Source organism: Acidicapsa dinghuensis (assembly GCF_025685685.1).
In the GTDB taxonomy this organism is placed as follows: domain Bacteria; phylum Acidobacteriota; class Terriglobia; order Terriglobales; family Acidobacteriaceae; genus Acidicapsa; species Acidicapsa dinghuensis.
Genome location: NZ_JAGSYH010000005.1, coordinates 159,114 through 183,715 on the forward strand (window position 1 = coordinate 159,114; position 24,602 = coordinate 183,715).

Annotated in this window: 21 protein-coding genes; 6 read left to right on the top strand and 15 right to left on the bottom strand. The window is 55.8% G+C overall.

The features are described 5' to 3' along the window. The first annotated feature begins 339 nt into the window (after positions 1-339). On the top strand, positions 340-3,285 hold the full coding sequence (locus OHL22_RS15565; RefSeq protein WP_263339229.1) for a protease pro-enzyme activation domain-containing protein: 2,946 nt from the start codon (positions 340-342) through the stop codon (positions 3,283-3,285). Between the two features lie 121 nt (positions 3,286-3,406). Here the strand turns inward: OHL22_RS15565 and phoU are convergent, their stop codons facing one another. The 13 genes from phoU to OHL22_RS15630 all read right to left on the bottom strand — a co-directional run bounded on the left by phoU (position 3,407) and on the right by OHL22_RS15630 (position 16,837). Then, complete coding sequence (gene phoU / locus OHL22_RS15570; protein WP_263339231.1) at positions 3,407-4,120, bottom strand: phosphate signaling complex protein PhoU; 714 nt, start codon at positions 4,118-4,120, stop codon at positions 3,407-3,409. A 52-nt stretch (positions 4,121-4,172) separates the two neighbouring features. Then, entirely contained in the window at positions 4,173-4,931 is a 759-nt protein-coding gene (gene pstB, locus OHL22_RS15575; protein ID WP_263339234.1) for a phosphate ABC transporter ATP-binding protein PstB, read from the bottom strand. Further along, entirely contained in the window at positions 4,932-5,807 is an 876-nt protein-coding gene (gene pstA / locus OHL22_RS15580; protein WP_263339237.1) for a phosphate ABC transporter permease PstA, read from the bottom strand. Between the two features lie 5 nt (positions 5,808-5,812). Next, positions 5,813-6,946: a phosphate ABC transporter permease subunit PstC gene (gene pstC / locus OHL22_RS15585; protein ID WP_263339239.1), complete on the bottom strand. Its 1,134-nt coding sequence runs from the start codon at positions 6,944-6,946 to the stop codon at positions 5,813-5,815. 198 nt (positions 6,947-7,144) lie between these two features. Then, positions 7,145-8,188 (bottom strand): phosphate ABC transporter substrate-binding protein PstS, encoded by a 1,044-nt coding sequence (gene pstS / locus OHL22_RS15590; RefSeq protein WP_263339241.1) that lies wholly within the window; start codon positions 8,186-8,188, stop codon positions 7,145-7,147. 151 nt (positions 8,189-8,339) lie between these two features. Beyond that, positions 8,340-9,779 (bottom strand): HAMP domain-containing sensor histidine kinase, encoded by a 1,440-nt coding sequence (locus OHL22_RS15595; protein ID WP_263339244.1) that lies wholly within the window; start codon positions 9,777-9,779, stop codon positions 8,340-8,342. 60 nt (positions 9,780-9,839) lie between these two features. Next, positions 9,840-10,538, bottom strand: a complete 699-nt coding sequence (locus OHL22_RS15600; protein ID WP_263339246.1) for a winged helix-turn-helix domain-containing protein — start codon at positions 10,536-10,538, stop codon at positions 9,840-9,842. Positions 10,539-10,734: 196 nt separating this feature from the next. Further along, positions 10,735-11,688, bottom strand: a complete 954-nt coding sequence (locus OHL22_RS15605) for a tropomyosin (protein WP_263339248.1) — start codon at positions 11,686-11,688, stop codon at positions 10,735-10,737. 220 nt (positions 11,689-11,908) lie between these two features. Beyond that, positions 11,909-12,829 carry an IS1595 family transposase gene (locus OHL22_RS15610; RefSeq protein ID WP_263339251.1) on the bottom strand — a complete coding sequence of 307 codons (921 nt, stop codon included), beginning with the start codon at positions 12,827-12,829 and terminating at the stop codon, positions 11,909-11,911. Between the two features lie 85 nt (positions 12,830-12,914). Beyond that, positions 12,915-13,694 carry a hypothetical protein gene (locus OHL22_RS15615; protein WP_263339253.1) on the bottom strand — a complete coding sequence of 260 codons (780 nt, stop codon included), beginning with the start codon at positions 13,692-13,694 and terminating at the stop codon, positions 12,915-12,917. Positions 13,695-13,804: 110 nt separating this feature from the next. Further along, on the bottom strand, positions 13,805-14,554 hold the full coding sequence (locus OHL22_RS15620) for a class I SAM-dependent methyltransferase (protein WP_263339258.1): 750 nt from the start codon (positions 14,552-14,554) through the stop codon (positions 13,805-13,807). Positions 14,555-14,664: 110 nt separating this feature from the next. Further along, entirely contained in the window at positions 14,665-15,396 is a 732-nt protein-coding gene (bshB1, locus tag OHL22_RS15625; RefSeq protein WP_263339261.1) for a bacillithiol biosynthesis deacetylase BshB1, read from the bottom strand. Between the two features lie 13 nt (positions 15,397-15,409). Then, the gene (locus OHL22_RS15630; protein WP_263339264.1) at positions 15,410-16,837 is read right to left on the bottom strand and encodes a hypothetical protein; all 1,428 of its coding nucleotides are present in this window, start codon (positions 16,835-16,837) and stop codon (positions 15,410-15,412) included. Between the two features lie 212 nt (positions 16,838-17,049). On the opposite strand from OHL22_RS15630, the gene OHL22_RS15635 reads away from it, so the two are divergent. The 4 genes from OHL22_RS15635 to OHL22_RS15650 all read left to right on the top strand — a co-directional run bounded on the left by OHL22_RS15635 (position 17,050) and on the right by OHL22_RS15650 (position 21,062). Further along, the gene (locus tag OHL22_RS15635) at positions 17,050-18,957 is read left to right on the top strand and encodes a bifunctional homocysteine S-methyltransferase/methylenetetrahydrofolate reductase (RefSeq protein ID WP_263339267.1); all 1,908 of its coding nucleotides are present in this window, start codon (positions 17,050-17,052) and stop codon (positions 18,955-18,957) included. Positions 18,958-18,995: 38 nt separating this feature from the next. Continuing rightward, positions 18,996-19,220, top strand: coding sequence for an exodeoxyribonuclease VII small subunit (locus OHL22_RS15640; protein ID WP_263339270.1), 225 nt, complete (start codon positions 18,996-18,998; stop codon positions 19,218-19,220). Positions 19,221-19,430: 210 nt separating this feature from the next. Continuing rightward, positions 19,431-20,186, top strand: a complete 756-nt coding sequence (locus tag OHL22_RS15645; RefSeq protein WP_263339271.1) for an SDR family NAD(P)-dependent oxidoreductase — start codon at positions 19,431-19,433, stop codon at positions 20,184-20,186. 39 nt (positions 20,187-20,225) lie between these two features. Next, on the top strand, positions 20,226-21,062 hold the full coding sequence (locus tag OHL22_RS15650) for a fumarylacetoacetate hydrolase family protein (protein ID WP_263339273.1): 837 nt from the start codon (positions 20,226-20,228) through the stop codon (positions 21,060-21,062). Positions 21,063-21,089: 27 nt separating this feature from the next. On the opposite strand, the gene fucP is transcribed toward OHL22_RS15650, so the two are convergent. Further along, a complete protein-coding gene (gene fucP / locus OHL22_RS15655) occupies positions 21,090-22,406 on the bottom strand; it encodes an L-fucose:H+ symporter permease (RefSeq protein ID WP_263339275.1) in 1,317 nt (438 codons plus the stop codon). After that, positions 22,403-23,284, bottom strand: a complete 882-nt coding sequence (locus OHL22_RS15660; protein ID WP_263339278.1) for an amidohydrolase family protein — start codon at positions 23,282-23,284, stop codon at positions 22,403-22,405. Before OHL22_RS15660 ends, fucP begins: the two co-directional genes overlap by 4 nt. Before the next feature lie 110 nt (positions 23,285-23,394). Here OHL22_RS15660 and OHL22_RS15665 point away from each other — a divergent pair, with 110 nt between their 5' ends. Next, the gene (locus OHL22_RS15665; protein ID WP_263339280.1) at positions 23,395-24,600 is read left to right on the top strand and encodes a thiolase family protein; all 1,206 of its coding nucleotides are present in this window, start codon (positions 23,395-23,397) and stop codon (positions 24,598-24,600) included. The last annotated feature ends 2 nt before the right edge of the window (positions 24,601-24,602 follow it).

A 24,602-nucleotide genomic window follows, 5' to 3' on the forward strand; every position in this document is an offset into this window, starting at 1 on the left:
TGCTGCCGTCCCCCGGTTGCAAGAAAGAAACGCAACAAAATCTCCCCTCCCGTGTCTAAGGTCAGCAGACAGACGGAGTCACATCCTTCTCCCCCGTTTCTTCTCGCAGCCAGGGCGGCTCAATAGCGTGGATGTAGACGGGATACTCCGACTTCCGTCTAAGTCTATTGAATCGTTTTCGGAAGACCGGTTGAGGCGAACCAGCCGCCAACTGGGCGTTCCCGTTCGCACCTTCTCGCTCTGCACAATAGATGTGTCGTTTATTTCTGTGCTCGAAACAGGCAGAGAAACGGCATTCAGTGAATGACTGTATTTACCTACTGGCTTGCAGGGAAGGCTATGAAAAACAACGCAACTCACTGGAATCGATCTCTTTGCCTGTTACGCACACGCATTTCTGCCCTCGCGGCAACCGCTGCAATGGGCTCTATCCTCTTTGCCGCCACCCAGGCAACCGCTCAATCTCAACCAGCGGCGCGAATCCACGCTGAAATCAGCAGCTCGCAGACGACGGTGCTGCCGAATTCCAAGCACCCGCTGGCGCAGGCAAAGTACGATGCCGGACGAGTCTCGGCAGACACCAAGCTCGAAGGCATAAGCATTCACTTCAGCCGGACGGCTACACAGGAAGCGCAGCTACAGGCACTGCTTGCCGCGCAGCAAAATCCTGCATCGCCGCAGTTTCATCAGTGGCTTGCACCGGAGCAGTTTGCCGCACAATTCGGAGTCGCCGACTCGGATATTGCCAAAGTAAGTTCGTGGCTCACGGGGCAGGGATTCACAATCGACTCGGTCAGCCGAAGCAAGAATATGATTCGCTTCTCCGGAACAGTGGCGCAAGCTGAACAGGCCTTCTCGACCGAGATTCACTCCTACAACATTCCCACGCCGACTGGCACAGAAAAGCATTTCGCTCCCTCGACTGACTTGAGCATCCCGGCTGGGCTTTCCGGTGTGGTTCAGAGTGTAGACAATCTCAGCAACTTCCGTCCCAAGTCCCACGCCACACGGAGCCGCAGCCCTCACCTCAAACCATCCTTTACATCCAGCGAAACCGGCGACGTCTTCTTTAGTCCCGGCGATATCAAAACCGTTTATGATGTGCAGCCCCTCTACAACGGCGGATATACGGGCAGCGGCCAGTCGATTACCGTAATCGGCCAGTCTGAAATCGCCCTGAGCGACATTGAGGCCTTCCAGAGCGCATCGGGCCTGGCCGTCAAAGATCCGGAATTGATTCTGGTTCCGGACACCGGTGCTGCGACGGTTTCCACCGGTGACGAGGCTGAGTCTGACATCGATCTGGAGTGGTCGGGGGCCATCGCAACCGGCGCGACCATCACCCTCGTCTACGTCGGCAATGATACGAACTACGATGCCTTTGATTCTCTTCAGTACGCTATCGACAACAAGCTGGGCACCATCATCAGCAGCAGCTATGGATTGTGCGAAGCCGAACTACCATCAAGTGAGGAATCTACACTGGAATCAGCTCTTGAGCAGGCAACTTCACAGGGACAAACTGTGATGTCTGCCGCCGGCGACGATGGCTCGACAGACTGCTACAACGGCTCAACGAACCCCCCGGACCCTTCTCTCTCCATTCAGCAACAGCTCGCAGTCGATTTCCCAGCAAGCAGTCCGTACGTCACCGGTGTAGGCGGCACAGAGATTTCGACGGCTAACAGCGCATATGTAACTTCCGGCAGCGCTTATTGGGCATCTGCCAGCACCTCAGACGTCATCAGCTCCGCTCTGCAATACATCCCGGAGATGGCGTGGAACGAAGACACTGCCAACTGCGGGCAAACCGACTGCCTCAGTTCCGGCGGCGGCGGCACTAGCACCCTCTTTACCAAGCCGAGCTGGCAGACAGGCGTAACGGGATTATCGTCGAGCATTACGATGCGCGAGGTTCCGGATGTTGCGTTGAACGCAGCAACCGGCTTACCAGGCTATCTGATTTGCACAAGCGATTCGACTTTCTGGAGCAATGGACAGGATGCTAGCTGCAATAGCGGCTTTAGAGACTCCTCGACAGGAGATTTAACTGTCGGCGGAGGCACCAGTTTTGCCGCTCCAATCTTCTCAGGCATGGTGGCTCTCATCAACCAGTCAAAGGGATACACCACAGGCCAGGGACTGGTGAATCCGATGCTCTACTCTCTGGCAGCCAGTTCCACCAACTATGCCTCAGCTTTCCATGACATCACCAGCGGCAACAATGATTGTCTTGCTGGATCAGGCGTTTGCAGCAGCACGGCAGGTTTCTCTGCTGGCACCGGATATGACCAGGTAACTGGATTGGGCAGCGTCGACCTCGGTAACTTGGCGAATGTCTGGTCTGCCTCAACGGGAACAACACTGCTTGCCACAACGACAACGGTATCCGCCTCCAACACCGCTCCCGCCGTGAACGCGACGGACACTTTCACCATCACGGTTGCGTCCGTTGACAGTTCCACGACACCCACCGGCACCGTCACCATCACCGTCGATTCCGGCACGCCGATTACCGGCAGTGCTCTAACAGCAAACGGCACCGTCACCTATACAACATCGTTTTCTACTGGCGGCTCGCACCAGGTTCTTGCAAGTTACTCGGGAGACGCAACCCACGCAGCCTCGTCCGGCAGTGTGACGGTAAATGTCCCGACTACCAGTTCTGGCACCGGTTCCATCGCGCTTGCAGCTACTAACCTCAGTGTTTCGCAGGGCAGCTCCGGCGCATCGACCATCACGATAACGCCTGCCGGCGGCTACACCGGCACGGTCTACCTCACCTTCGACACCTCAAACGACAGCGCGCTTCAGAACCTTTGCTATGAGTTCACTGATACTCTCAGCAATGGCGATGGATCGGTGAGCGTGAGCAGCGCTACTACTCCTGTTACCACCCAGCTGACACTCGACACTAACGCCACCGACTGCGTGACTACCGAAGCAATCGGGAGTCCCGGCAAGCATGTGTTACGGCGTTTGTCGTCACATCACAACCTGAGCAGCAACAACCGCAACAACCCTGGAAAAACAGCTCCGCTTACCTTGGCGTTCGCAGGTCTGTTGTTTGCAGGATTTCTCGGGCGCTCCTCCCGTAAGCTTCGCAGCATAGCGGGGGTAATTGCTCTGGTAGCGATTGGTTTAGGCATCTCAGCCTGTGGCGGCAACAGTTCCAACACAATCTCCAATCCGCCGAAAGGAACTTACACCGTAACGGTAACGGGGCAGGATTCCGTAAGCGCAACTATCACAGGCTCCACTACCTTCACCTTCACGATCGATTAATTAGCGTTCAGGTAGCGACAATCCGCAAAAACAAAGAAGGCAGGCTAAATGAAGCCTGCCTTCTTTGTTTCCCTGACGATCTACTGCTATAGAATCATTGCAAACGATTAGTTATTGCACATCAGTTCGCGTGCCGTGACACTGGCGCTTCGAGTGAACCCGCAACATCGGCATCGACACTGCCCTTATGCCGAACATCTGCGCCTTTGACCCAGAAGATTACATCTTCGGCGATATTTGTGGCATGATCGGCAACGCGCTCAAGACTGCGGCAGACCATCAAAGCATTCAGCGCCTGCGGCGCAAGGTGGCACTGCGTAGCCATCACGTTCGCCAGCGAAACATGCGCCGCGCGGTTCATACTGTCCACCGCATCATCTAGGCTGAGAACGGACTGAGCCATCTCCGCATCGGCTTCGATGAAAGCCTGTAGCGCCTTTCGCACCATATTGGACGCCAGTGATGCCATGCGCGGGATATCGACCGGGAGATCAGCGATTGCCATGTTGTCCATCGTGCGAACACGATCGCTGATCGACTTGGCTCCGTCACCGACACGCTCAAGATCGGCGTTGATCTTAATAACCGCAAGAATGAAGCGCAGATCGATAGCCATGGGCTGCTCCATGGCCAGCAGATCGAGAGCCGCCTGATCGATCTCGCGCTCCAGACGATTGATTGCCATCTCGCTGCGGCTAACCAGATCGCAAATAGAGAGATCGCGAACCCTGTACGCCTCGATTGCCCGCTGAATGGCCTGCTCGGCAAGGCCTGCCATAACCAGGAGCTTCTCTTTCAAATCATCGAGGCTGCGGTGAAAACGAATTCGCGTCATTGTGGGGGACCGGACCTTTCGTCAAAACTGCGCCGGCATTCGAGCCGGAAAATCATCCAAATCTACCTGTAATGTAATCTTCGGTCCGCTTGTCGCTTGGATTGGTAAAAATCTTGTGGGTGGAATCAAACTCGACCAGACGTCCATTGAGGAAGAAACCTGTCTTTTCGGCGACACGCGCAGCTTGCTGCATGTTGTGGGTCACGATAACGATCGTATATTGCGACTTGAGCTCGAAGATAAGATCCTCAATCTTGGAAGTCGAGACCGGATCGAGCGCGGACGCAGGCTCATCCATGAGCAGCACTTCAGGGTCTACAGCCAGCGCGCGCGCAATGCACATGCGCTGCTGCTGACCACCCGACAGGCTGGCGCCCGATTTCTTCTTCAGATCGTCCTTCACTTCATCCCACAACGCAGACTGCCGCAGTGAACGCTCTACGACCTCATCGAGCATCTTGCGATTGCGAAAGCCGTTGAGCTTGAGTCCACTGCATACATTGTCGTAAATCGACATCGTCGGGAATGGATTGGGTCGCTGAAACACCATGCCGACGCGACGGCGTACTTCGACAGGAGAAGCATCCGCATAGATATCCTGATCGCCAATACGCACCGAACCGGTGACACGAGCAACGGGATTCGTCTCGTGCATGCGGTTGAGACAACGCACAAACGTCGACTTGCCGCAGCCGGAAGGTCCGATGAGCGCGGTCGCGTGATTAGCGGGAACGGGCAGGTTGATGTCCTGCAGCGTGTGATTGGTTCCGTACCACGCGTTCAGATTAGTAACCTCGATGCCGACTCCCACTTAACTAGCTCCCTTCAAAACTCCGCGGCCGGCAACATAACGCACAAGAGCCACAGACAAGACAATCAATACAATCAGCACCAGTGAGGCAGCCCACGCCAGACGGTGCTGATCGTCATAGGGGGAGATGGCGTAGATGTAGATCTGCAACGGCAAAGCCGCGATTTCGCGATTCAGACTGACGCTCCAGAACTGGTTGCCAAGCGCGGTAAAGAGCAGCGGTGCGGTTTCACCGGCAACGCGGGCAAAAGCTAGCATGCATCCCGTAACGACACCGGGAGAAGCGGTCTTGAGCGTGATGGCAAGAACGGAACGCCAGCTCGGAACACCCAGACCGAGAGCCGCTTCACGAACGGCATGTGGCACCATCAGCAGCATCTCTTCCGTGCTGCGGGTAACGGTCGGGATCATCATGATGCCCAGCGCGACACCGCCAGCAAAGGCGGAGAAATGGTGCATGGGAACAACGACCAGCGCATATGCCGCAATGCCCATCACGATAGAAGGCACGCCATTCAACACGTCTGCCGTGAAACGGACCGCATTTGCAAGCTTTGTTCCGCGGCCGTATTCGGCAAGATAGATGCCGCCGCCGATGCCAATGGGAATACCGATGACACTGGCTATGGCGAGAATTACGGCTGAGCCGATAATCGCATTTGCCATGCCGCCGCCAACCTCACCCTCTGGCTTGGGAATCTGCGTGAAGAACGCGAGATTGAGCGAACTGGCGCCCTTGTAGACGAGGTAAAAGAAGATGGCAATCAGCGGCGCAACCACCAGAATCGTGGCCAGAATCGCGAGCGCCGTAGCGGCGTGATCCGTTGCGGTGCGCATGGAGCTGCGAAGTTGGCTTTGTCGAAGTCTTGCGCTCATAAGTGTCAGTTCACCCGCGCCGGTGCGCCACGAGTCACTGCCCACACCAGAAGGCGGGCGAGCCCATTGACGATGATGGTTACAAGGAAGAGCGCCAGGCCAATCTCGATCAGAGCGCTGCGATGCAGATCGCTTGTAGCTTCACTGAACTCGTTGGCGATCACCGATGCCATAGAGTTGCCGGTGGAGAGCAGCGACATCTGAATCTGCGGCGTGTTGCCGATGACCATGGCAACAGCCATCGTTTCACCGAGCGCGCGGCCCAGGCCCAGGATGATGGAACCAACGATACCAATACGCGCATTGCGCAGTACGGCGATGCGGATCGTCTCCCAGCGCGTGGCGCCAAGCGCGAGTGCCGCTTCTCTCTGAGAGTGAGGCACAGCGGTCATGACTTCGCGGGTAAGCGAGGCGATGATCGGCAGAATCATGATGGCCAGCACCACACCCGCGGCAAACATTCCAAGACCCAGATTCACTCCACCAAAGAGGCCATCATCGCCGAACAAGTGGGTCCAGCCGAAAGCCTTCACCAGCCAAGGAGCATTAAAGACCGACATGAAGACCGGATTCACATGCTCACGGAGCAGTGGAACAAGAACAAACACAGCCCAGAGGCCATACACCACACTGGGAATGGCGGCTAGCAGTTCCGTTAGGAAGGCTAGCGGCCCGCGCAGGAACTTGGGGCACATCTCAGTCAGGAAGATGGCGACACCCAGCGAGAGCGGCACGGCGATAGCAAGCGCGATCAGCGAGGTCACCAGTGTTCCGTACAGGAACGGCAACGCATAGAAGGTACCGTTTACCGGATCCCAGAACAACGGCATCTTGGTGACAGGATCGACGTTGTATTTGAAAAAGAACGGCAGACCAAATTTCTGCAAGGTCGGCTGCGACTGCAGAATCAGTTCAACGACAATGAGCGCAACCACTACGAAGATGCAGAACGCGCATAGCATCATCAGGCCTTTGAACGTCTGATCTGCCAACGCTGAATTGCCGCGGGACTGGAGAAATTTGCGAATCTCAGATGCGCCGGCGGATGTGCTCGGTTCGACGGCGGCGCCGTCGTTCTCTCGAACCGGAATCGGGGGCACCACTCGGACGCTTTCCGCGGTCGTTTCCGGTTTTCTCAAGCGAATCTCAGACAAGGGAACCGTCACCAAATCAAGGCTAAAGAGCGTATATGAACAGGTTGTTAACAGGCTGCGAAATCAAGCGCATAGCACGTGTTCTCCAGTAACCGCCCGGTAATCACTCTGACGATTCGATGCTCCTTATAGCCGCAAAGGCCCGGAATATATTTCCGGGCCTTACAAGCTTAAGCATTTTGCTTACTTAAGGTTATCGACCGTCTGATGCTCCCTGGCGATGAGAGAGTCCGGCAGCGGTGCATAGTAGAGAGATGAAACCTCTTTCTCCCCGCCAATCAACATCCAGTTCAGGAAGTCCTTGAGAACCTTGCGTTTGGCGGCGTCCTGCCCTTGAGTGGGGATAAGCAGCCAGGAAAAACTGGAGATGGGGTACGCATCCGCCCCCGGCGCATTGGTAATGGAGACGCGGTAGTCTGCCGGCATCTGCTTAACACTGGCGGCTGCGGCAGTGACACCGGCGATGGAAGCCTTCACCCAGTGACCAGCTGCATTCCTTACTTCACCGTAAGCAATGTGGTTCTGAAGAGCATAGATCAGCTCAACATAGCCAATGGAGCCGGGAAGCTGGCGAATGTATCCAGCAACGCCATCGTTGCCTTTGCCGCCGATGCCCTTGGGCCAGTTGAGAGCTGAACCGCGGCCAGGACCGTTCTCCCAGTCCTTGCTGACCTTGGAGAGATAGTCGGAAAAGATAAAGGTGGTGCCGCTACCTTCGGCTCTGTGCACGACGCTGATCGACAGGTTAGGAAGCTTGGCTCCAGGATTGTCCTTCGCGATGCGGGCATCGTCCCAGTTCGAAATCTTACCCAGAAAGATATCGGCTAGCACATCAGGCGCAAACTTCAGGTCGTTTACACCTGGAACATTAAAGATCGGCACAACCGCTCCCAACACGGCGGGAATATGAATCAGCTTGATCTTGGATGCCGCAAGCTGCTCGTCCGTCATGGGACCATCGGTGGCACCGAAGTCGACTAGGCCAGCCGTGACCTGCTTGATACCACCTCCAGAGCCGATGGACTGGTAATTGATTTCTACGCCGGGATGCGCAGCGCTGTATTCGCTGAACCACTTGGTAAAGATTGGATTGTCGAAAGTGGACCCGGCGCCGGTGAGTTTCTGGGCTTGAGCTGTTCCAACGGCAGTCAATAGCAAAATTCCAGTAGTGGCAACTGCGGTCTGAACAGTCTTAATCCCTGAAAACCACAACGAGTTTTTCTTCACAATAGGCTCCCTTGTTTGGCTGTTTCCAACACGTATTTTCTCCGCGCAATGTTACTGGGAATTGAAATTCGAAGGGAAAAACAGTGGAATTGAAAATTTGCGGCAGCATGGACATATAAAGATGGCATAAACATTGCCCTGGCTATATTACCTATGATGTGCTCGGCGATTTCTCCAGCGAGGGCTCATCCTCCTCTGTATCGCCGACAGGTATCTCACGCGGAACAACAGGCAAGGTAAAGTGAAACGCGGCGCCATGTCCGAGTTCGCTCTCAGCCCAGACGTGGCCGCCATGGGCCTGCACAATATGTTTAACGATCGCGAGTCCAAGCCCTGTCCCGCCGGATTCGCGGGAACGCGCCTTATCAACACGATAGAAGCGCTCGAAAATGCGGCCAAGGTGCTCCGACGCAATGCCCGGACCAAAATCCTGCACTGTAAACTCCACTTCCCTGCCAGCCATTTTGGCGCAAACTCGTATGCGGCCACCTGACTTGCCATATTTCATGGCATTCTCGATCAGGTTGCCAAAGACCTGGGTCATGCCGTCAGGGTCAGCCATAACAACATTGTCCGGCGCGCCGCCAGATTCGATCTCGATGCCGGAATCGACCACCATGCCCGCGAGTGATTCGATAGCGTCATCCAGCAGAGACGAGGCGCGGATGGGCTGGGCATGCAGGACATAGTCGGGGCTTTCAACGCTTGCCAGCGCCAGCAGATCCTCGGTCAGCCGATTCATCCGGTTTGAGTTTTTGAGAATGATGGCCAAAAACTCGCGTGTGGTTTCCGGGCTTGGACGCTCATCTTCCAGCAGCGTTTCCACATAGCCCGAGATGGAGGTAAGCGGCGTGCGAAGCTCGTGACTGACGTTCGCAATAAAGTCACGGCGGGATTTTTCAGCAGCTTCGACGCTGGTAACATCATGCAGCACCACCACGGCGCCACCGCCAGGCATCGGAGCGGCGTTGATCTCAAAGATGCGGCCCGGCACCAGCGAAGTAGCACGGCCATAACGCACTTCTCGATCACGCAGCGCCCCCTCGGCACAGGCGAGCACGTCCGGGTCACGGACTGAATGAACAAGCGCGCGTCCTTCGCGAATTTGCGTGCCCGTAATGCGCTGCATCACTGCATTCGACCAGCTCACACTGCCTTCGCGGGTGATGGCAACGACGGCTTCCTGCATCGAGTCGAGCAACGCAGCAAGCTCGCTTCGACGGCTATCGACCTCTTCGAAGCTCTCTTGCAGCCGCGCTGCCGTCGTATTCAGCGCCGTTGTCATGGTGGAGATTTCATCGTTGTAGTTATCTTCCAGGCGAGCGTCCAGATCGCCTTCCGCCACACGATGAGCGAAATTCACTACACGGCGCAAGCGACGGGAGATGCTTAGTGAAAACCAGGCCGCGAGCGGTAACGCAACAAGAACTGCGACCAGGCCGGAGATGAGCGCTTCCCTGCCCAGCACGGGCAGGCCCCGGACCGTGGCCGTCTGCACAATCTGCCGAAAGATGAATTCCATGACCAGCGCATGGAAAAGCAGCAGCAGGCAAAAAGCGCCGAGCAATTTATAGAAGACCTTGCGTGTCACAGGAAGGCCCTGCCTGGCATCGAAAACCGGCGCGGCTCAATCCATATCCGCGCCGTGCGGCTACTCGCCTTTGGGAATCTCGAAGCGATATCCAGCGCCGCGAACAGTCTTGAGGTATCGCGGATTTTCCGCATCCACCTCGATCTTCTCACGGATACGGCGAACATACACATCGACAGAGCGGGGAGTAACAAACCGGGCATCGCCCCAGACCGCATCGAGCAGATGGTCACGGCTGAAAACACGCCCCGGATGCCTCGCCAAATAATCGAGCAATCGGAACTCAGTCGCCGTGGTCGTCGTCAACTCACCACGCACCTTAAGCTGCATCGCGTTGGCGTCGATGATGATCTCTTCAAAACTGATAATCGTCGGCGATGTGGGCCGCTCGAAACGGCGCAGAACGGCTTTCACGCGAGCCAGCAGCTCCCGCGTAGCAAATGGCTTGGTGATGTAGTCATCCGCGCCCAGCTCGAGTCCTAGCACGCGATCGTTTTCTCCCGCGCGAGCCGTGAGAAAGATGATCGGAACCGTCGAAAGAGCGGGGTGATTGCGCAGGCGTCTGCATACATCCAGACCGTCTCCACCTGGCACCATGATGTCTAGCAGGAAAAGAGCCGGAGCCTGTCGCTCGGCATCGGGTATGAGATTGGCCGGGGTGTGATAAACGCGGGCAATAAACCCTGCGGCTTCAAGATGATGCTGAACGAGACGGGAAATATCCGTATCGTCTTCAAGCACAAATACAGTTTGGCTCAACTGCGGAAGTCCTCGTAGTCAATTGGCCGGCAGGCTCTTCGGCACATGCGGCGCATCCGATACAGGCATACCGGGCCATCACTAGGGTAGACGGCAACAGGCAAAGAAATTGCAAACGTTTGATGAATTCGTAACTATCCCCTCATATAAGGTATGAGGAGAAAGCACAGGATGAGTTGTTCGTCATATGTTTGGTTTACATCCGGTCTCTTACACCGATATTGACAATGATTTTGTTAACGGGAAGTTTATCGCATGGCGTGCCGACCCATGTAGGAGGAAAGACTAGCAAATTCCTGGCCAGTGTGACACCGAAGCTGTTCGTTCCGGTATACCCGCTACTGTCATGTGCAATGACGGTGATTCCTGGTTGTCCGCCCTCGATCTGGTTGCACACCATGTCGAACGGCTTTCGTACACGGAGCGTGGGTACCGGTCTGCCCCAAGCATTTAACGCTCCCGCCCATACGTCTTCGGCAAACTTTTTGGCTTCTGGGTCGTCGTCCGTGTACCAGATTTCCACATCTTTTCGAGGGAATGGTTTCATCTCTTTTGCGAATTTTTCTATGTTAAGTAGCCTTTCTCCGGTTCTTCTTACGAATACCGTGAAAGCTGCGGCGGCGCTTTTTTGTACCTCAGCGGTTTTCCGTTGTGCCGCGTCTAATTCTCTCTCTTTAGCAAGATTTTCTGCTTTTGATTTCTCCAACTCGATGCCTAGTTGTTTGTTACTCGTTTCCAATTTTGCGGCGCGGGTCTTCGCTTCCGACGCGTCACTTTCAGCTGCGGTTATTTTGTCGGACTCATGCGCTCTCAGTTGGGCGTCTAAATCAGAGACTCTTCCTTCGGCATATGTCTCAAGGAAAATTCCTAGAACAATAGCCAATAAGCCTGCTGCTGCTGCGGGAACCAGCCAACTTCTCTTTTCGTTGATGCTTTCCTCGCGATTCTCTCCTCTAAACCTAAGCAGCCACCAGCGCTTTAAGATATGGAATGTTTCGGGGGCTTCGAGTGCGCAACCCAGAGCCACAGCGTACCCCGAATATTTGACGACAGAAAACCATCTGGCGCTGTCCGACTCTAGGCCTAAACGTACCGTATCCACGGCTACGGACCCATTCACAGTAATCATGGAAAGAAGGGAAAGAGACACGAAAAGACTCCGTGTGGTTATGTATCTGTTGATCCTTGTGTTGATCTGCGAGGCAGTTTACATCTTTTGGTTTAGAAGGGTGTAGGCTTAATCCGTATGCCTAAGCTCACCGACGAAGAGAAGCAAAACGGCAAGAGAAAGCTCCTGATCCCTTCGGAGGATATTCAGGAGCTTATGGAACCTATCACGCTGGAAGAGTTCACGGATTTGGTTTCAAAGACTATTCCGCCTTCTCAATCACCTGCTCAAGAAAACAAGTAAACATCGGCTTGTTCACGTTGCGACGGTTATAGCGGAATGTGTACTCGTCCAAGTACGACTGAAGGTACGATTTGCCGACCGAGTGATAGACTCCGCGAATTCCACCCTTTAGCAAGCTCCAGAATCCCTCGATTGAATTCGTGTGGATGTCGCCAATCACATAGATTTTCTCGCTGTGCTTGATGCGCTTGTGGGTATAGCCATTCTTCATGTGGCTGATGCCGTCGTAAGGCTGGTACTCGTCCGTAAACACCGTGGTATCAGGCAAGATGTGGGTTTTGACCATGCCAAGTAGTGTCGCGCTCTTGGTGTCATGCGCCGTCATCGCGCGAATGCGTCCTTGACGTTCCACGATGCCAACGATTGCCGTTTTCTTTTTATCTCCCGCACCCGGCTTGCCCTTTACGCCGCGTCGAACACCGCCGAAATACGTCTCATCCATTTCGACTCCATGGCTATCTGGTCCGCCGAGGCCGGTTTCGTCATCCTTCAGCATGGAGCGAATCTGCTTAAACATGCGCCACGCAGTCTTGTAAGTAACACCCGTCTCGCGTTGAACCTGCTTTGCCGACACTCCGCAGCGGGTAGAAGCCATCAGATACATTGCATAAAACCAGAGGCGAAGCGAAGTGCTGGACTTCTCGAAAATCGTCCCGGCCATGGGCGAAATATAGGTTCCGCAGTAGTCGCAGGCGTAAGCCTTCTTAGACGCAATCCGATGATGCTTGCGTTCCACGCGGCAATACGAACACGTTGCGATCCCACCGGGATAGCGTTTCTCCATCAGCCAATCAAGACAGGCATCGTCATCTGGAAACCGCTCATTGAACTGCATGATGGTGAAGCGGCGCTCGGCAGGAATGCAGTTGGTCTTATTCATGGCAAAATCAGTGTCTCACTGATCTTACCTTACGTCAAGGGATATTTACGGATGAATTTGACACAGAAACCCGACGAAACGCGGTTCAAAACCAATATCCCGGCGCCACAATCCGCAAAGCGGCACGAAAGGCTCGGGTTATAGCTGCCTGCGATGTGCGGTAGCTACGAGACTTGAATCCCGAATAGCCAACCGGCTCGACATTGCAGGGAAAACGCAGATAATAACCCGCCATGCCCTTAAACGAAATAACCTTCCGCAACAACAGGTGCTCCAGCAACCGTATGTCGGTCGCATTCATCTCCTCGCGCGATCCCCGCAGCACGTCATCGTAAAAACGGTGCGAACAGACAAAGAGCTGTGTAAACGCGTCGAAACCCTTGCGCGGAAACCCCAGCTTGCGACACTCCACCATCAACTCCGGTGACCCTCCATTCCGCCCTTCGATCATGTCGATAGCTCTACCAAGCGCGGGAAACGTCAACCGCCCCGTCACTTTGACCAGATGTGTCGTTTCCCGGCGCAACCGGCTTTGCGCCAGCCCCTCGTCGAGCAATTGCATTTCTGTATAGCCGTAGTTACGGCCTTCCGGAATTTGATTACCGGGAATGGATAAAAACTCGACTGGCTTGCCGAAGGGATTTTCCGTAGCTGCGACAGATTCCAGTTCACTAAGATCTGCTCCCGAATTCTCAAGGAAGAGAATCTTTGCTGCAGAGACATGCTCGTAGCTGAGCCAGAAGCGAAGAGCCTGCTTGTAGTCTTCAAGACGAACGCGCGGATCGGAGCGCTTCACCCCTGCGTTTGCCGCTGGAATAATCGTCGCCGTCATCGTCAGCAGATAGCCGGAGGCCGAGTGAGACAACTGATTTTCGGGGGTAAATCTGGTCGATCCAGCCGCGGGCATGGAGCCATTGTAAAGAGGCTGCCAATGCTCCGCTGGAATGAATGTATGGACAAGAGCAGAATCAAAGATCAGGCGCGAGCCATGAAGCGAAGCCGTACATAGTCGCCAGTCCAGTTGCCGGCATCGTCACAAAGTACAGGCTTAAGCAGAGCCACCGTCTCGTTAACAACAATTTCGCGCTCGGACTCAGGTATAGCATCAAGCACGCCCCGGCGGAAGGTATGCAACCACGCAGCCATACCCGCCGGCAACGGCGTAGGACGCGGTATGAGCTGAATCTCGCGCACGTAAAAGCCGTGTCTCTCAAGGCGCGCACGATAGGAATCGGGTGTGGGGAAATAATTACGCTGCTCGGCGTTAAACGCATGACCCAATCCATGCCGATCGACAACGGCGGCAAGCGCCACTTGAATTGCGGCAATATTGCCGTGACCACCCATCTCAGCAACAAATCTCCCGCCTGGCTTCAATGCGCGTTTCACGCCGGCAAGCATCGCGTCCTGCCCATGTACCCAATGCAGAGCAGCATTGGAGAAGACTGCATCAAACTCCGCATGAAACGGCAAAGCCTCAGCGTTGCAGACCCGCGCATCAATGCCACGATCTCGCGCCGCCTCCACCATGGCAGCAGAAGCATCGACACCAACGACATCTGCCCCGGCAGCATCGATGCGTGCCGTCAACTGCCCGTCACCACAGCCCAGATCGAGAATGCGATCTCCCGGTTGAGGATTGAGCCATTCCAGCACTCCTGCGCCAAGCGCAGGAACAAATGCACCGTTGTCAACATACGTTGCAGGATTCCAGGTTTGAACCATTGTGCCTCCTGAGAAGGATTGTCGAAGCGAAGGCATCTATAAGACAAATTTATTTTATTTAGGATTTTTATAATTGAAACTTATACATCTATTCAGATCATCGAGACCTATTAAATCGATTGCACTGGAATCAAGGTCAAATCATCAACAAGACCCACTTCCCGTTGAACGAACGGCTCGCCATATTTCACACCGGCCAGCAGACCATAATGCCGGGCTTCGGCAAAGGTGCGCTCGCGGATCTCTTCCTCGGGAACGAACAATCCCCCGCCCTGCTGCTGGTTTGCATACTGGGAACGGTAGGCCATCAGCGAAGCGAAACGCTGCTCCATAAAAGGCGTGATATCAACGATGAAGCTAGGCCGCACATCTGCATAGAGGCTGGCGTAGATGATCTTGAACGGGCGATGCGGAGGGTGAGGTCCGGCATCCATCCTCGAAAGCCCGGCGACAAAACAGGCTTCATAGCCGAGCGTCCCGCAGACGGCATGATCGGGATGTCGCGCCTCCCAATACGGCAGAATGACCACGCGAGGACGCAGTTCACGAAGAACCCGGGCAATCTTAAGGCGGTTTTCCAGAGTGTTGGCAACCGCGCCGTCGGGCAGATCCAAAGCCTGACGATGTGCGACGCCTAGTATACGAGCCGCTTCTGCGGCTTCTGCAGCACGATCAGCGGCGGTACCGCGTGTACCAGACTCACCTTGGGCAAGGTCCAGAATGCCTGTCCGCAACCCGCGTGCGGACATACGCATCAGCGTGCCGCCACAGGTCTGCTCTACATCATCCCGGTGGGCCGCAATAGCCAGCACATCGACGACGGATTCGGATATGCCGGCCATTGGAGAATAGTAATCAATAAACGGTATTGTCGCCGTCGCTGACCGCGTCCATATAGGCAACATCGTACGCGGTTCCGGTCACGGTAACGTAATAGTTGTTGATCGCCGAACCGTCGCTCGTCGAATAGATATACACCTGACCACCCTCGGCAATGTAGACCTTGTGCAGGCTCGTAACTGCCGCTATACCGGTCAGATCACCTTGAAACGGCTCGAGCATCGTCACGGTGTTGCTCGACGTATTGAACATCGTCAGGCAGCCATACGGTTGTCCCGTTGCATATCGCTCCCCTTGAGTGCAGCGAATCCCACCCAGCCAGAGCGTATTGTCGTCGGCCATGATCATGCGGGTGCGCAACCCTGGAGCGCTGTCAGAGACAGAGATGGGACTTCCCGCTGTGTTGCTGGGCAGATCGACCAAAGTTAGATTTCCCGTGAAGAGGCCATCGGGAAGAAGCTGCTCGCCGAGGACATAAAGCGTGTTTCCGTTCTCAAGGGCATTGCTGGAGCCACCAGGCACAGCGATAGTGGTGATAGCCGATTGGGTCGGAATTGTCCCCGCTTGTTGGCCGTCATTGAAGTTGAATGGCCCGGTCGGCAGAATACTGACGCCTGCAGCAGTTCCGCCGCACTCCGGCCCACAGTTCAGGACGAAGATCGAGCTACCGTCCGCGGAGAATACTCCTTTGATGGGGCGATCGAAAGTCAGCGGAGTTCCACTCGGATCCTGCATCTGCGCCAGGCACATACCGGGCAAATTCTTCGGCTCACAATCGACATAGGGGGCGGGCCATGACTGATTGGTGAGGTAATAGGCTGCCAATGCATTGGAGTCGGCCGAGGTCAGCTTGCGCGGATAGTAGGCGTAATTCGAGTTCTGAACAAATGCCAGCATCACCGTGCCGCCAGGATTCATGGAGACGTGATAGACGCCCGGCAGGCTAAATGAATAGGACCTACTGGCGTTGCGGTCGAGAACCGTCACCAGGTCCGCAGATTGGTTAGCTGCAATCACCCAAAGCTGATTGCGTGAAACATAGGCCTCGGCAGAAAGCCCATTCAGGGTTCCCACAGTTCCCGCGGTAGTTTCCTTAGCGTAGTTGATCAGCGTGAGACTTCCGTCACCCGAGCCATAGACAACGCCCACCTGCTCTTCGGGCATATTTTGAATCGTGCTGGGAAGCGCACCGCTGTAACCGCTGATGCTGAAACCGGGAATTTTATCGTTGTAGCTCTGGCGGATGTCGTAGTATGCGTCGACAAACTGGAGCGCACCCTTGGTAATAGAGGTGGGGTTCTGAACCGCGATCAATACCCGATTGGCAATACCGCTGGGCGGCAGAACGCGCCCGGCAAAGTAGTATGTGCTTCCGCAGCCTGCGAGCGCACCTGCGGTCGCAAGTGCCGCCAGGGCGCTAAACACGAGACTTCTCTTCTTCAAAATCCTATCCCTCTGATAACAGGCTGACTGGCCAAGTATAACAAAGCGGGGGTACTGCCCCGTTCACACAAAACTGGCTCCGCAGTTCCCCGGACCGCGATCAAATATGTTCAGGAGTGTTGCAAAAGGGCCCTGCTGCTCGCATTTAGACGCACTGGAACTCTGCTTGGAAGCAGACTCGGCATGATCTACACGGTAGGATATAGGACAGAATGCAAAGCCTGAAGAACACCTTCGAGGATCGAATCGTTCTCTGCGACGGCGCAATGGGTACCGTGCTATACGCCCGGGGCGTCTTCATCAATCGTTGCTACGATGAGCTGAATCTTTCGGATCCCTCTCTGATTCTCTCCATCCATGAAGAGTATTTGCAGAGCGGTGCCGAGATTCTGGAGACAAATACTTTTGGCGCCAATCGTTTCCGGTTGGCACGGCACGGACTCGCGAGCCGGACAGCCGAGATCAACGAGGCTGGAGTACGCATCGCCCGCCAGGCTGCCGATCATCTGAAAGATAAACAGGCAGGCGACGCCTGGATCGCCGGCTCAGTTGGGCCTCTGGGTGTACATCTCGAGCCGCTGGGCAAAACCGGGCTCGCCGAGGCTCGGGAAGCCTTTGAAGAGCAGATTTCTGCCTTAGCCGCCGCCGGCGCCGACATGCTCATGATCGAGACCATGCCTGCCCTCAATGAGGCGCAGCAGGCACTGCTGGCAGCCAAGACGATAGCACCCCATCTACCGGCGATCGTCATGATTACGGTCGATGATGATGGCAACTGTCTTGATGGCTCCAGCCCAGCGCATGCAGCGGCTTTGCTTACCGAGTGGGGTGCAGATGCTATCGGATGCAACTGCTCCACCGGGCCTGCCACGGTGCTGACGGCAATTGAAGCCATGCGGCCGATCACCACACTCCCGCTCGCGGCCATGCCGAATGCTGGCATGCCACGAGCAGTCGAAGGCCGCAACATATATTTATGTTCTCCGGAGTACATGGCGAGCTTCGCCCGGAAGGCGATCAAATCCGGTGCGCAATTCGTCGGCGGATGTTGCGGGACGACCCCAAATCATATCCGCGCCATGCGGTCGGCGATTCGCGCTATAGACGCCCAAAATCGCAATGAGGCGCGGGAAGAAATAACGATTACCGGCACGGCGGCTGACCGGGCCGCGGAAGAATCCTCCGAAGTGCCGCCAGCTCCATTGGCAGAGCGCTCCAGGCTTGGCGCACTGATCGCACAGGGCACATTCGTCTCTCTGGTCGAGATCGTCCCGCCCAAAGGCATCAATTGCACTAAGGAGATTGAGGGCGCACGTCTGATGGCCTCGCTCGGGGTGCACGCTATCAACGTGCCCGACTCGCCCCGCGCCTCGGCACGCATGAGCGCACAGAGCCTCTGCATTCAGATTCAGCAACACACAGGCATCGAAACCGTACTCCACTACACCTGCCGCGACAGGAACGTCCTGAGCATCCAGTCCGATCTGCTGGGCGCTTCCTCCATTGGTCTGCGAAACATTCTCTGCCTGACAGGTGATCCACCGAAGCTGGGCAACTATCCCGATGCGACGGCCGTCTTCGATGTGGACGCGATCGGACTAGTAAATATCGTGCGCCGCCTCAACCATGGACTCGACATCGGCGGCAACGCCATTGGCGCTTCGACCAACTTTACCATCGGCGTAGCCGCAAACCCTGGAGTGCCGGATATAGAGCAGGAGTTGCGACGGTTCGCCTGGAAAGTCGAGGCCGGCGCCGAGTATGCCATTACGCAACCGGTCTTCGATCTGCGCCTGCTCGAAACATTTCTGCGGCGCGTCGAGGAGTTCCGTATTCCGATCATTGCGGGCATCTGGCCGCTGACCAGTCTGCGCAACGCCGAGTTCCTACGTACCGACCTGCGCTGGTCAATACCGGAAGCCGTGATGCTGCGAATGGCGCAAGCGGAATCTCCCGATGCCGCGCGAGCCGAGGGAGTACGGATCGCCCAGGAGATGCTCAAAGAAGCAAAGCCGATGGTCCAGGGCGTCCAGGTCAGCGCACCCTTTGGCCGTTATGCTCTCGCAGCCGAAGTGATTGCGTCCGTTCTGCCTCCAGGCAGTTCTTATGCCGCAGACTAAAAGCTTGTGTGCAGCCCGCAAATAGGAATGGGGTAGTAATGGCGAAATTTGAAGAGTCCCTCAAGAAACTAGAAAACATCGTCGCTCAGTTGGAACAGGGGGAGCTCTCGCTAGAAGACTCCCTCAAGCTTTTTGAGCAGGGAGTCGGCCTGTCCGCCGAGTGTAAACAGGAGCTGGATGCCGCCGAAGGCAAGGTTCAAATGCTCATCAAGCAGCGTGACGGCACCCACAAACTCGAACCGTTTCCGACGGCCGGCGAGTAGAATCCGCGCTATTTGCCGCTTCGATACGGATTCACATCGTAAAACACATGTTTCTAATTCCTGACATAACTCCAACCGACCCTGTATGATCGTTACGGTCATTTATTGCTTTACGGCACCAAATCATATGACACGAACATCCTTTTCATCTCCTCGTCGACATCAGGTCCTGCTCGATGCATGGCGAGAAGCGACGCTGGAGGAGGCGCCGTGACTGAAGCTTTTCGGCTTGATGGCTTGCATGCACTAGTAACGGGCGGCGCCAGCGGCATCGGCGAAGCAACCTGCGCTGAACTGGTTCGGGCAGGCGCATTTGTTTGGGTTGCGGACATCAACCTTCCGGCAGCCGAGTCACTGGCGGCAACACTTGGCAATAGCCGCGCGGTTCGTATGGATGTCACCTCCGAGGCTTCGATCGATGAAGCGGCTAAGAGCATTGATCGGCTGGACATTCTGATAAATAACGCCGGAATCGGGCACGTAGGCAGCATCGAGACAACGCAACGCGAAGACTTTGACCGGCTACTTGATGTCAATGTGCGCTCGGTTTATCTGGTGACACAGCGTCTGCTGCCCTTGCTGCTAGCCAGTCCTCATAAGGGCAGCATCGTAAATATGGGCTCGGTCGCGGGCATGATCGGCATCAAACAACGATTTGCGTATTGCACCACCAAAGGAGCCGTCCTGGCGATGACTCGCCAGCTAGCTGTCGAGTATCCCAAGGAGCTTCGCGTGAATGCGATCTGCCCAGGCACGGTGGAGACACCATTCGTCGAAGGCTACCTGGACAAATATCACGCGCATGAGAAAGAGAAGATTCGTTCTGAACTGCGCGCACGCCAGCCCATGGGACGACTGGGGCAGCCGGAAGAAGTCGCGTCGATGGTTCGCTACCTCAGCTCCCGCGAAGCTGGTTTTATCAGCGGTTCCCTCTTCACGCTGGATGGCGGCTGGACAGCCGCATAGTTCGATTCAACTACCGCATCAGATTCGAATGGAGATGCAATGAAGCTGGTTTCCTTTTCCAAGGCAGGTGGAGCAGTACGCCCCGGCGCACTCGTCGAGGATGCTGGTCTGGTTGTTGACCTGGGCTCTTCGTACCCCGATACGCTTGCTGCAATTGCAGCGGGCGTATCGAACTTCGAAAAAGATGCGGCTCATGCTGGTTACAAGTTGACCGAAGTGAAGTTGCTCGCCCCGCTGGCAAATCCTCCGCGCATCTTCGCCATTGGGTTGAACTATCGCGACCACGCCAGGGAATCCGGCATGGAAGTGCCGAATTTCCCGGTAGTCTTCTTCAAGCTGCCACCATCCATCATCGGTCCTGGAGATGCGATCGTTCTACCCGCAATCACGAAAGAGCCTGACTACGAGGCTGAGTTCGCCTTCGTTGTCGGCAAGGGCGGTTACCGTATTGCCGCGCAGGACGCGATGCAGCATGTCTACGGCTACACGATCATCAATGACGTCAGCGCGCGCGACATTCAGTTCTCCACCTCGCAGTGGTCGCTGTCAAAGAGCCTTCCAACCTTCTGCCCGATAGGCCCTGCAATCGTTACAGCCGACGAGATTGCCGACCCGCACGCACTCGACGTTAAACTCGAAATCGATGGCGAAGTGCTGCAGCACTCGAATACACGCGAACTGATCTTCAAGATTCCCGAGCTGATCGAATACATCTCATCGATCACGCCACTACTGCCCGGCGATGTCATCTCGACAGGGACGCCATTCGGCGTGGGCCTGGGTCGCAATCCCAAGCGCTGGCTGAAGCCGGGAGAAACTGTCACAGTCACAATCCAGGGCCTCGGACAGCTCACCAATCCAGTCGTCGCGGAATAACTGCACAGCGGACGACGGGGAATATTCCTACACCCCGTCGCCCACAAGCTCATCCGGTTCTGGCTTCGAGAGAAACCACGCATAGAGCGCAACTGCAACAAAGCAGAGCGCAGGAACGCTGTAGGACCGCGCGACACCCGGCACAATGCCCATCAGCAGGGTAAGAGCCGCACCTCCGACAATGGACATGACAATGAACGCGCTGCCAGTCTTGGTGTGGGTTCCGAGCCCTTTGACACCCAACGCAAAGATCGTCGGATACATCGTTGACATAAAGAAGCTGACAGCGATAAGGCACCACACGCCCATCATGCCCGGCCTGAGAATCGCCACCGTGCAGATAACAGCATTAATGACACCGAAAATACCAAGCAGCGTCGATCCCGAGAGGAAACGCAAAAGCCATGTGGAAACAAATCTTCCTGCGGTAAACGCCACAAGCGCGCCAGTGAGCCAATATCCCGCTTCACGCTGGCTAAGCTGGGTATAGGTCTTTGCATAGGAGATGAAAAAACTCCACACGCCAACCTGCGCGCCCACATAAAGAAACTGCGCAACGACGGCAAAGACAAAGTGCTTCCTTGCCCGGAGCGGCCTGGAATGATCCTTTGCGATCGTATTCTGCGAGTAATCGAGTCCGGTATGAGGAAACGGCGTTAGCCCGATAAGAACAGCCCAGAACAGCACCACCGCTCCCAGGATCAGATACGGCGCAACCACACGCATGGTCTCGGAATGCAGATAAGCAGCATACGTATGCTGCGCCTGCATCGTGGCAACCTGCGCTGGACTTAGATCGACGCCCGAAAAGATGAATCGGCTGCCCACCAGCACAGCCGATATGCTGCCCAGCGGATTGAAGGCCTGTGAAAAGTTAATTCGCTGCTCGGCCGTGTCAACGTCACCTACCTGCACAATGAACGGGCTGGCAGCCGTCTCAAGAAACGCAAGACCGCTGGCGATGACAAACAGCGCCATCAGAAACACCCAGTATTTGGTGACGATTGCTGCAGGCCAGAAAAGCATGCAGCCCGAACCATACAGAATCAGGCCAACAAGTATCCCCGCCTTGTATCCTGCCCGCCGCATTAGCTGCGCTGCAGGCATAGCAAGCAGAAAATAACCCATGTAAAACGCAAACTGTACAAGACCTGCCTGAAGCCGGCTGATCTCGAAAGACTTCATGAACTGGCTGATAAGAATGTCATTGAAGTTGTTAGGAACGCCCCACAGAAAAAACAGCGCAGTCACCAGCACAAACGGCAGTATCCGTCCCTGCGGAACAAGGCGCTGGTGAGGATCGCGCGCAGCGCGGTTTTGAGAAGAAGGCGGAGTAATGTTCAAGCGGAGTGCACCTCGTTGCTGTCGTCTGCAAAATTCAAATTGTATCCCTGAATAGCATTACCGCCCAGAATCTTGGCCTGTTCCTCATCGCTCAAAGCCGACACAAATTGCCTCACGATGGAAACCCACTTTTCGTAATGACACGCCACGGCGCAAACAGGCCAGTCCGATCCAAACAACAGCCGCGATGGACCAAAGGCTTCTAGCACCGTCTCCACATAAGGACGCAAACCGTCGACGGTCCACGCCGAAAAATCGGCTTCCGTAACCATGCCCGAAAGCTTGCAGCTCACATGAGGGCGCCGCGCCAGCTCTCGGATAAGTTCTCGCCAGGGTTCAAGCTCGCCGGCCTTGATGAGCGGCTTCGCAACATGATCCAGAATCATCGTGTGATACGGATGCCGGTCCACAAACTCGATGGCCGCAGGCAGTTGATGCTGGTGAATCAGAACGTCGTAGGTAAGATTGAACTTCCGCAGCATCGCCACGCCTTGATTGAAATCATCCCTCAACATGTACTCTGACGGCTCAGCCTGCAGAACATGTCGAATGCCTTTCAGCTTCGGATGCGCGGCCAATCGTTCGAGCGTTTGCCCCACGCTCGACGAGATCAGAGGAGCCCACCCCACGACACCGGCAATCCAGGAGTTGTTGTCAGCCAGTTGCAACAGCCAGTCCGTTTCGGCGACCGTCTGGCAGGCCTGAACCGCCACCGTGGCGCTCACGCCCGACACATCCAGAAAAGGCTTCAAATCGTCCGGAAGAAAGTCGCGTCGGATCACCGCCATCGAGTCGTCAATCCATCCGAATTCAGCCTCGGAATACTTCCAGAAATGCTGGTGCGCATCGACGCGCAACGGCTTGTAATCGTTTCCCATAAGCAACGCCATCCTATCCGTTTGCGTGCATGGTTGGCTATGCTATTCTCTGCCGTGCGCCGTAAGCTTGTTGCTTCACGCAATCTGGCGCATCCAATGAGCATAGCGTTATGAAACCGATCTATATCGCCGCATATCACCAGTCAAAATTTGGCAAGCTGCCAGAGCTTTCACAGGAGCAAATGATCTGCCATGCCGTCAACGGCGTGTGCGCAGAGATCGGCGTTTCGCCCGCGCTTCTCGACTCTGCCTCCATTGCCGCGGCCTGCAACTTTTCTCTGCATCAACAGGGCCTCATGGCCGGCCTTCTTGCAGGCATGGAAGGCATGGCGGCTAAACCGATCGAAGCCGTCGAGAACGCCTGCGCATCTGGCGGTCAGGCCGTGCTCTCCGGCATCTACAAGCTGCAATCTGGCATTGGCGACACAGCACTCGCGGTTGGTCTTGAGAAGATGCGAGACGCCAGCGGCAAGGCAGACGGCACACGCGTAGGCGAGGCGCTCGGGTACTTCTCCGATCCCGACGAGCGCGAGGGAAAAACCTTTGTCTTTCCGCACATCTTCGCCGAGATCATGCAGCAGTACATGGAGCATTGGCATGTAACCGAGCGCGATCTGGCGCAGATTGCCGTGCAGGAATACGCAAACGCCCAGCACAATCCCTATGCGCAGATGAGAAACGTTTCACTCACGCTCGATCAGGCAACGAAGATCGAAGGCATCAATCGCTACGTTGCCGATGGACTACCCTTGAAGACTTACGACTCTTCACAGATCACAGACGGTTACGCGGCTCTGATTATCGCCACCGAAGAAGGCTTCTCAAAGCTTGGACTGCACAAGCAGGACTGCGTGCAGATCGCCGGATGGGGACAGGCTGTCGATCCACTGCAGCGTGAACAGCGCCAGGTGCTTAAGCCTGGGGGCGCATATCGCGCCATGAACTCAGCTTATGCAATGGCAGGCGTAGCCCCGGCTGAAATCAAGGCCGCCGAGATCCACGACTGCTTCACCGTCATGGGCGCTCTAGGCACAGAGATTATCGGCAAAGCCGAGCCAGGGCGCGGTGCAGCTTTCTGGGCAGATGGCAATGCGGGTCCGCAGGGTACGTGCGGCATCAATACTTCCGGCGGCCTGATCGCCAAAGGCCATCCCGTAGGCGCAACCGGAATCGCCATGATCGGCTGGGCAGCGTGGCAACTGTTGCAAAAGGTACCGGCGCCACTACAGGTAAACGGCGCGGAACACGCAGCCACCTTCAACATCGGTGGCCCAGTCTGTGCATCGGTATGCACAGTGCTGCGAGGGCCGCAATAGCG

Coding starts and splice junctions, on each gene's coding strand:
- OHL22_RS15565 (WP_263339229.1), top strand. CDS start 340: ATGAAAAACAACGCAACTCACTGGAATCGATCTCTTTGCCTGTTACGC.
- phoU (WP_263339231.1), bottom strand. CDS start 4,120: ATGACGCGAATTCGTTTTCACCGCAGCCTCGATGATTTGAAAGAGAAG.
- pstA (WP_263339237.1), bottom strand. CDS start 5,807: ATGAGCGCAAGACTTCGACAAAGCCAACTTCGCAGCTCCATGCGCACC.
- OHL22_RS15610 (WP_263339251.1), bottom strand. CDS start 12,829: ATGAATAAGACCAACTGCATTCCTGCCGAGCGCCGCTTCACCATCATG.
- OHL22_RS15620 (WP_263339258.1), bottom strand. CDS start 14,554: ATGGTTCAAACCTGGAATCCTGCAACGTATGTTGACAACGGTGCATTT.
- bshB1 (WP_263339261.1), bottom strand. CDS start 15,396: ATGGCCGGCATATCCGAATCCGTCGTCGATGTGCTGGCTATTGCGGCC.
- OHL22_RS15635 (WP_263339267.1), top strand. CDS start 17,050: ATGCAAAGCCTGAAGAACACCTTCGAGGATCGAATCGTTCTCTGCGAC.
- OHL22_RS15640 (WP_263339270.1), top strand. CDS start 18,996: ATGGCGAAATTTGAAGAGTCCCTCAAGAAACTAGAAAACATCGTCGCT.
- OHL22_RS15650 (WP_263339273.1), top strand. CDS start 20,226: ATGAAGCTGGTTTCCTTTTCCAAGGCAGGTGGAGCAGTACGCCCCGGC.
- OHL22_RS15660 (WP_263339278.1), bottom strand. CDS start 23,284: ATGGGAAACGATTACAAGCCGTTGCGCGTCGATGCGCACCAGCATTTC.
- OHL22_RS15665 (WP_263339280.1), top strand. CDS start 23,395: ATGAAACCGATCTATATCGCCGCATATCACCAGTCAAAATTTGGCAAG.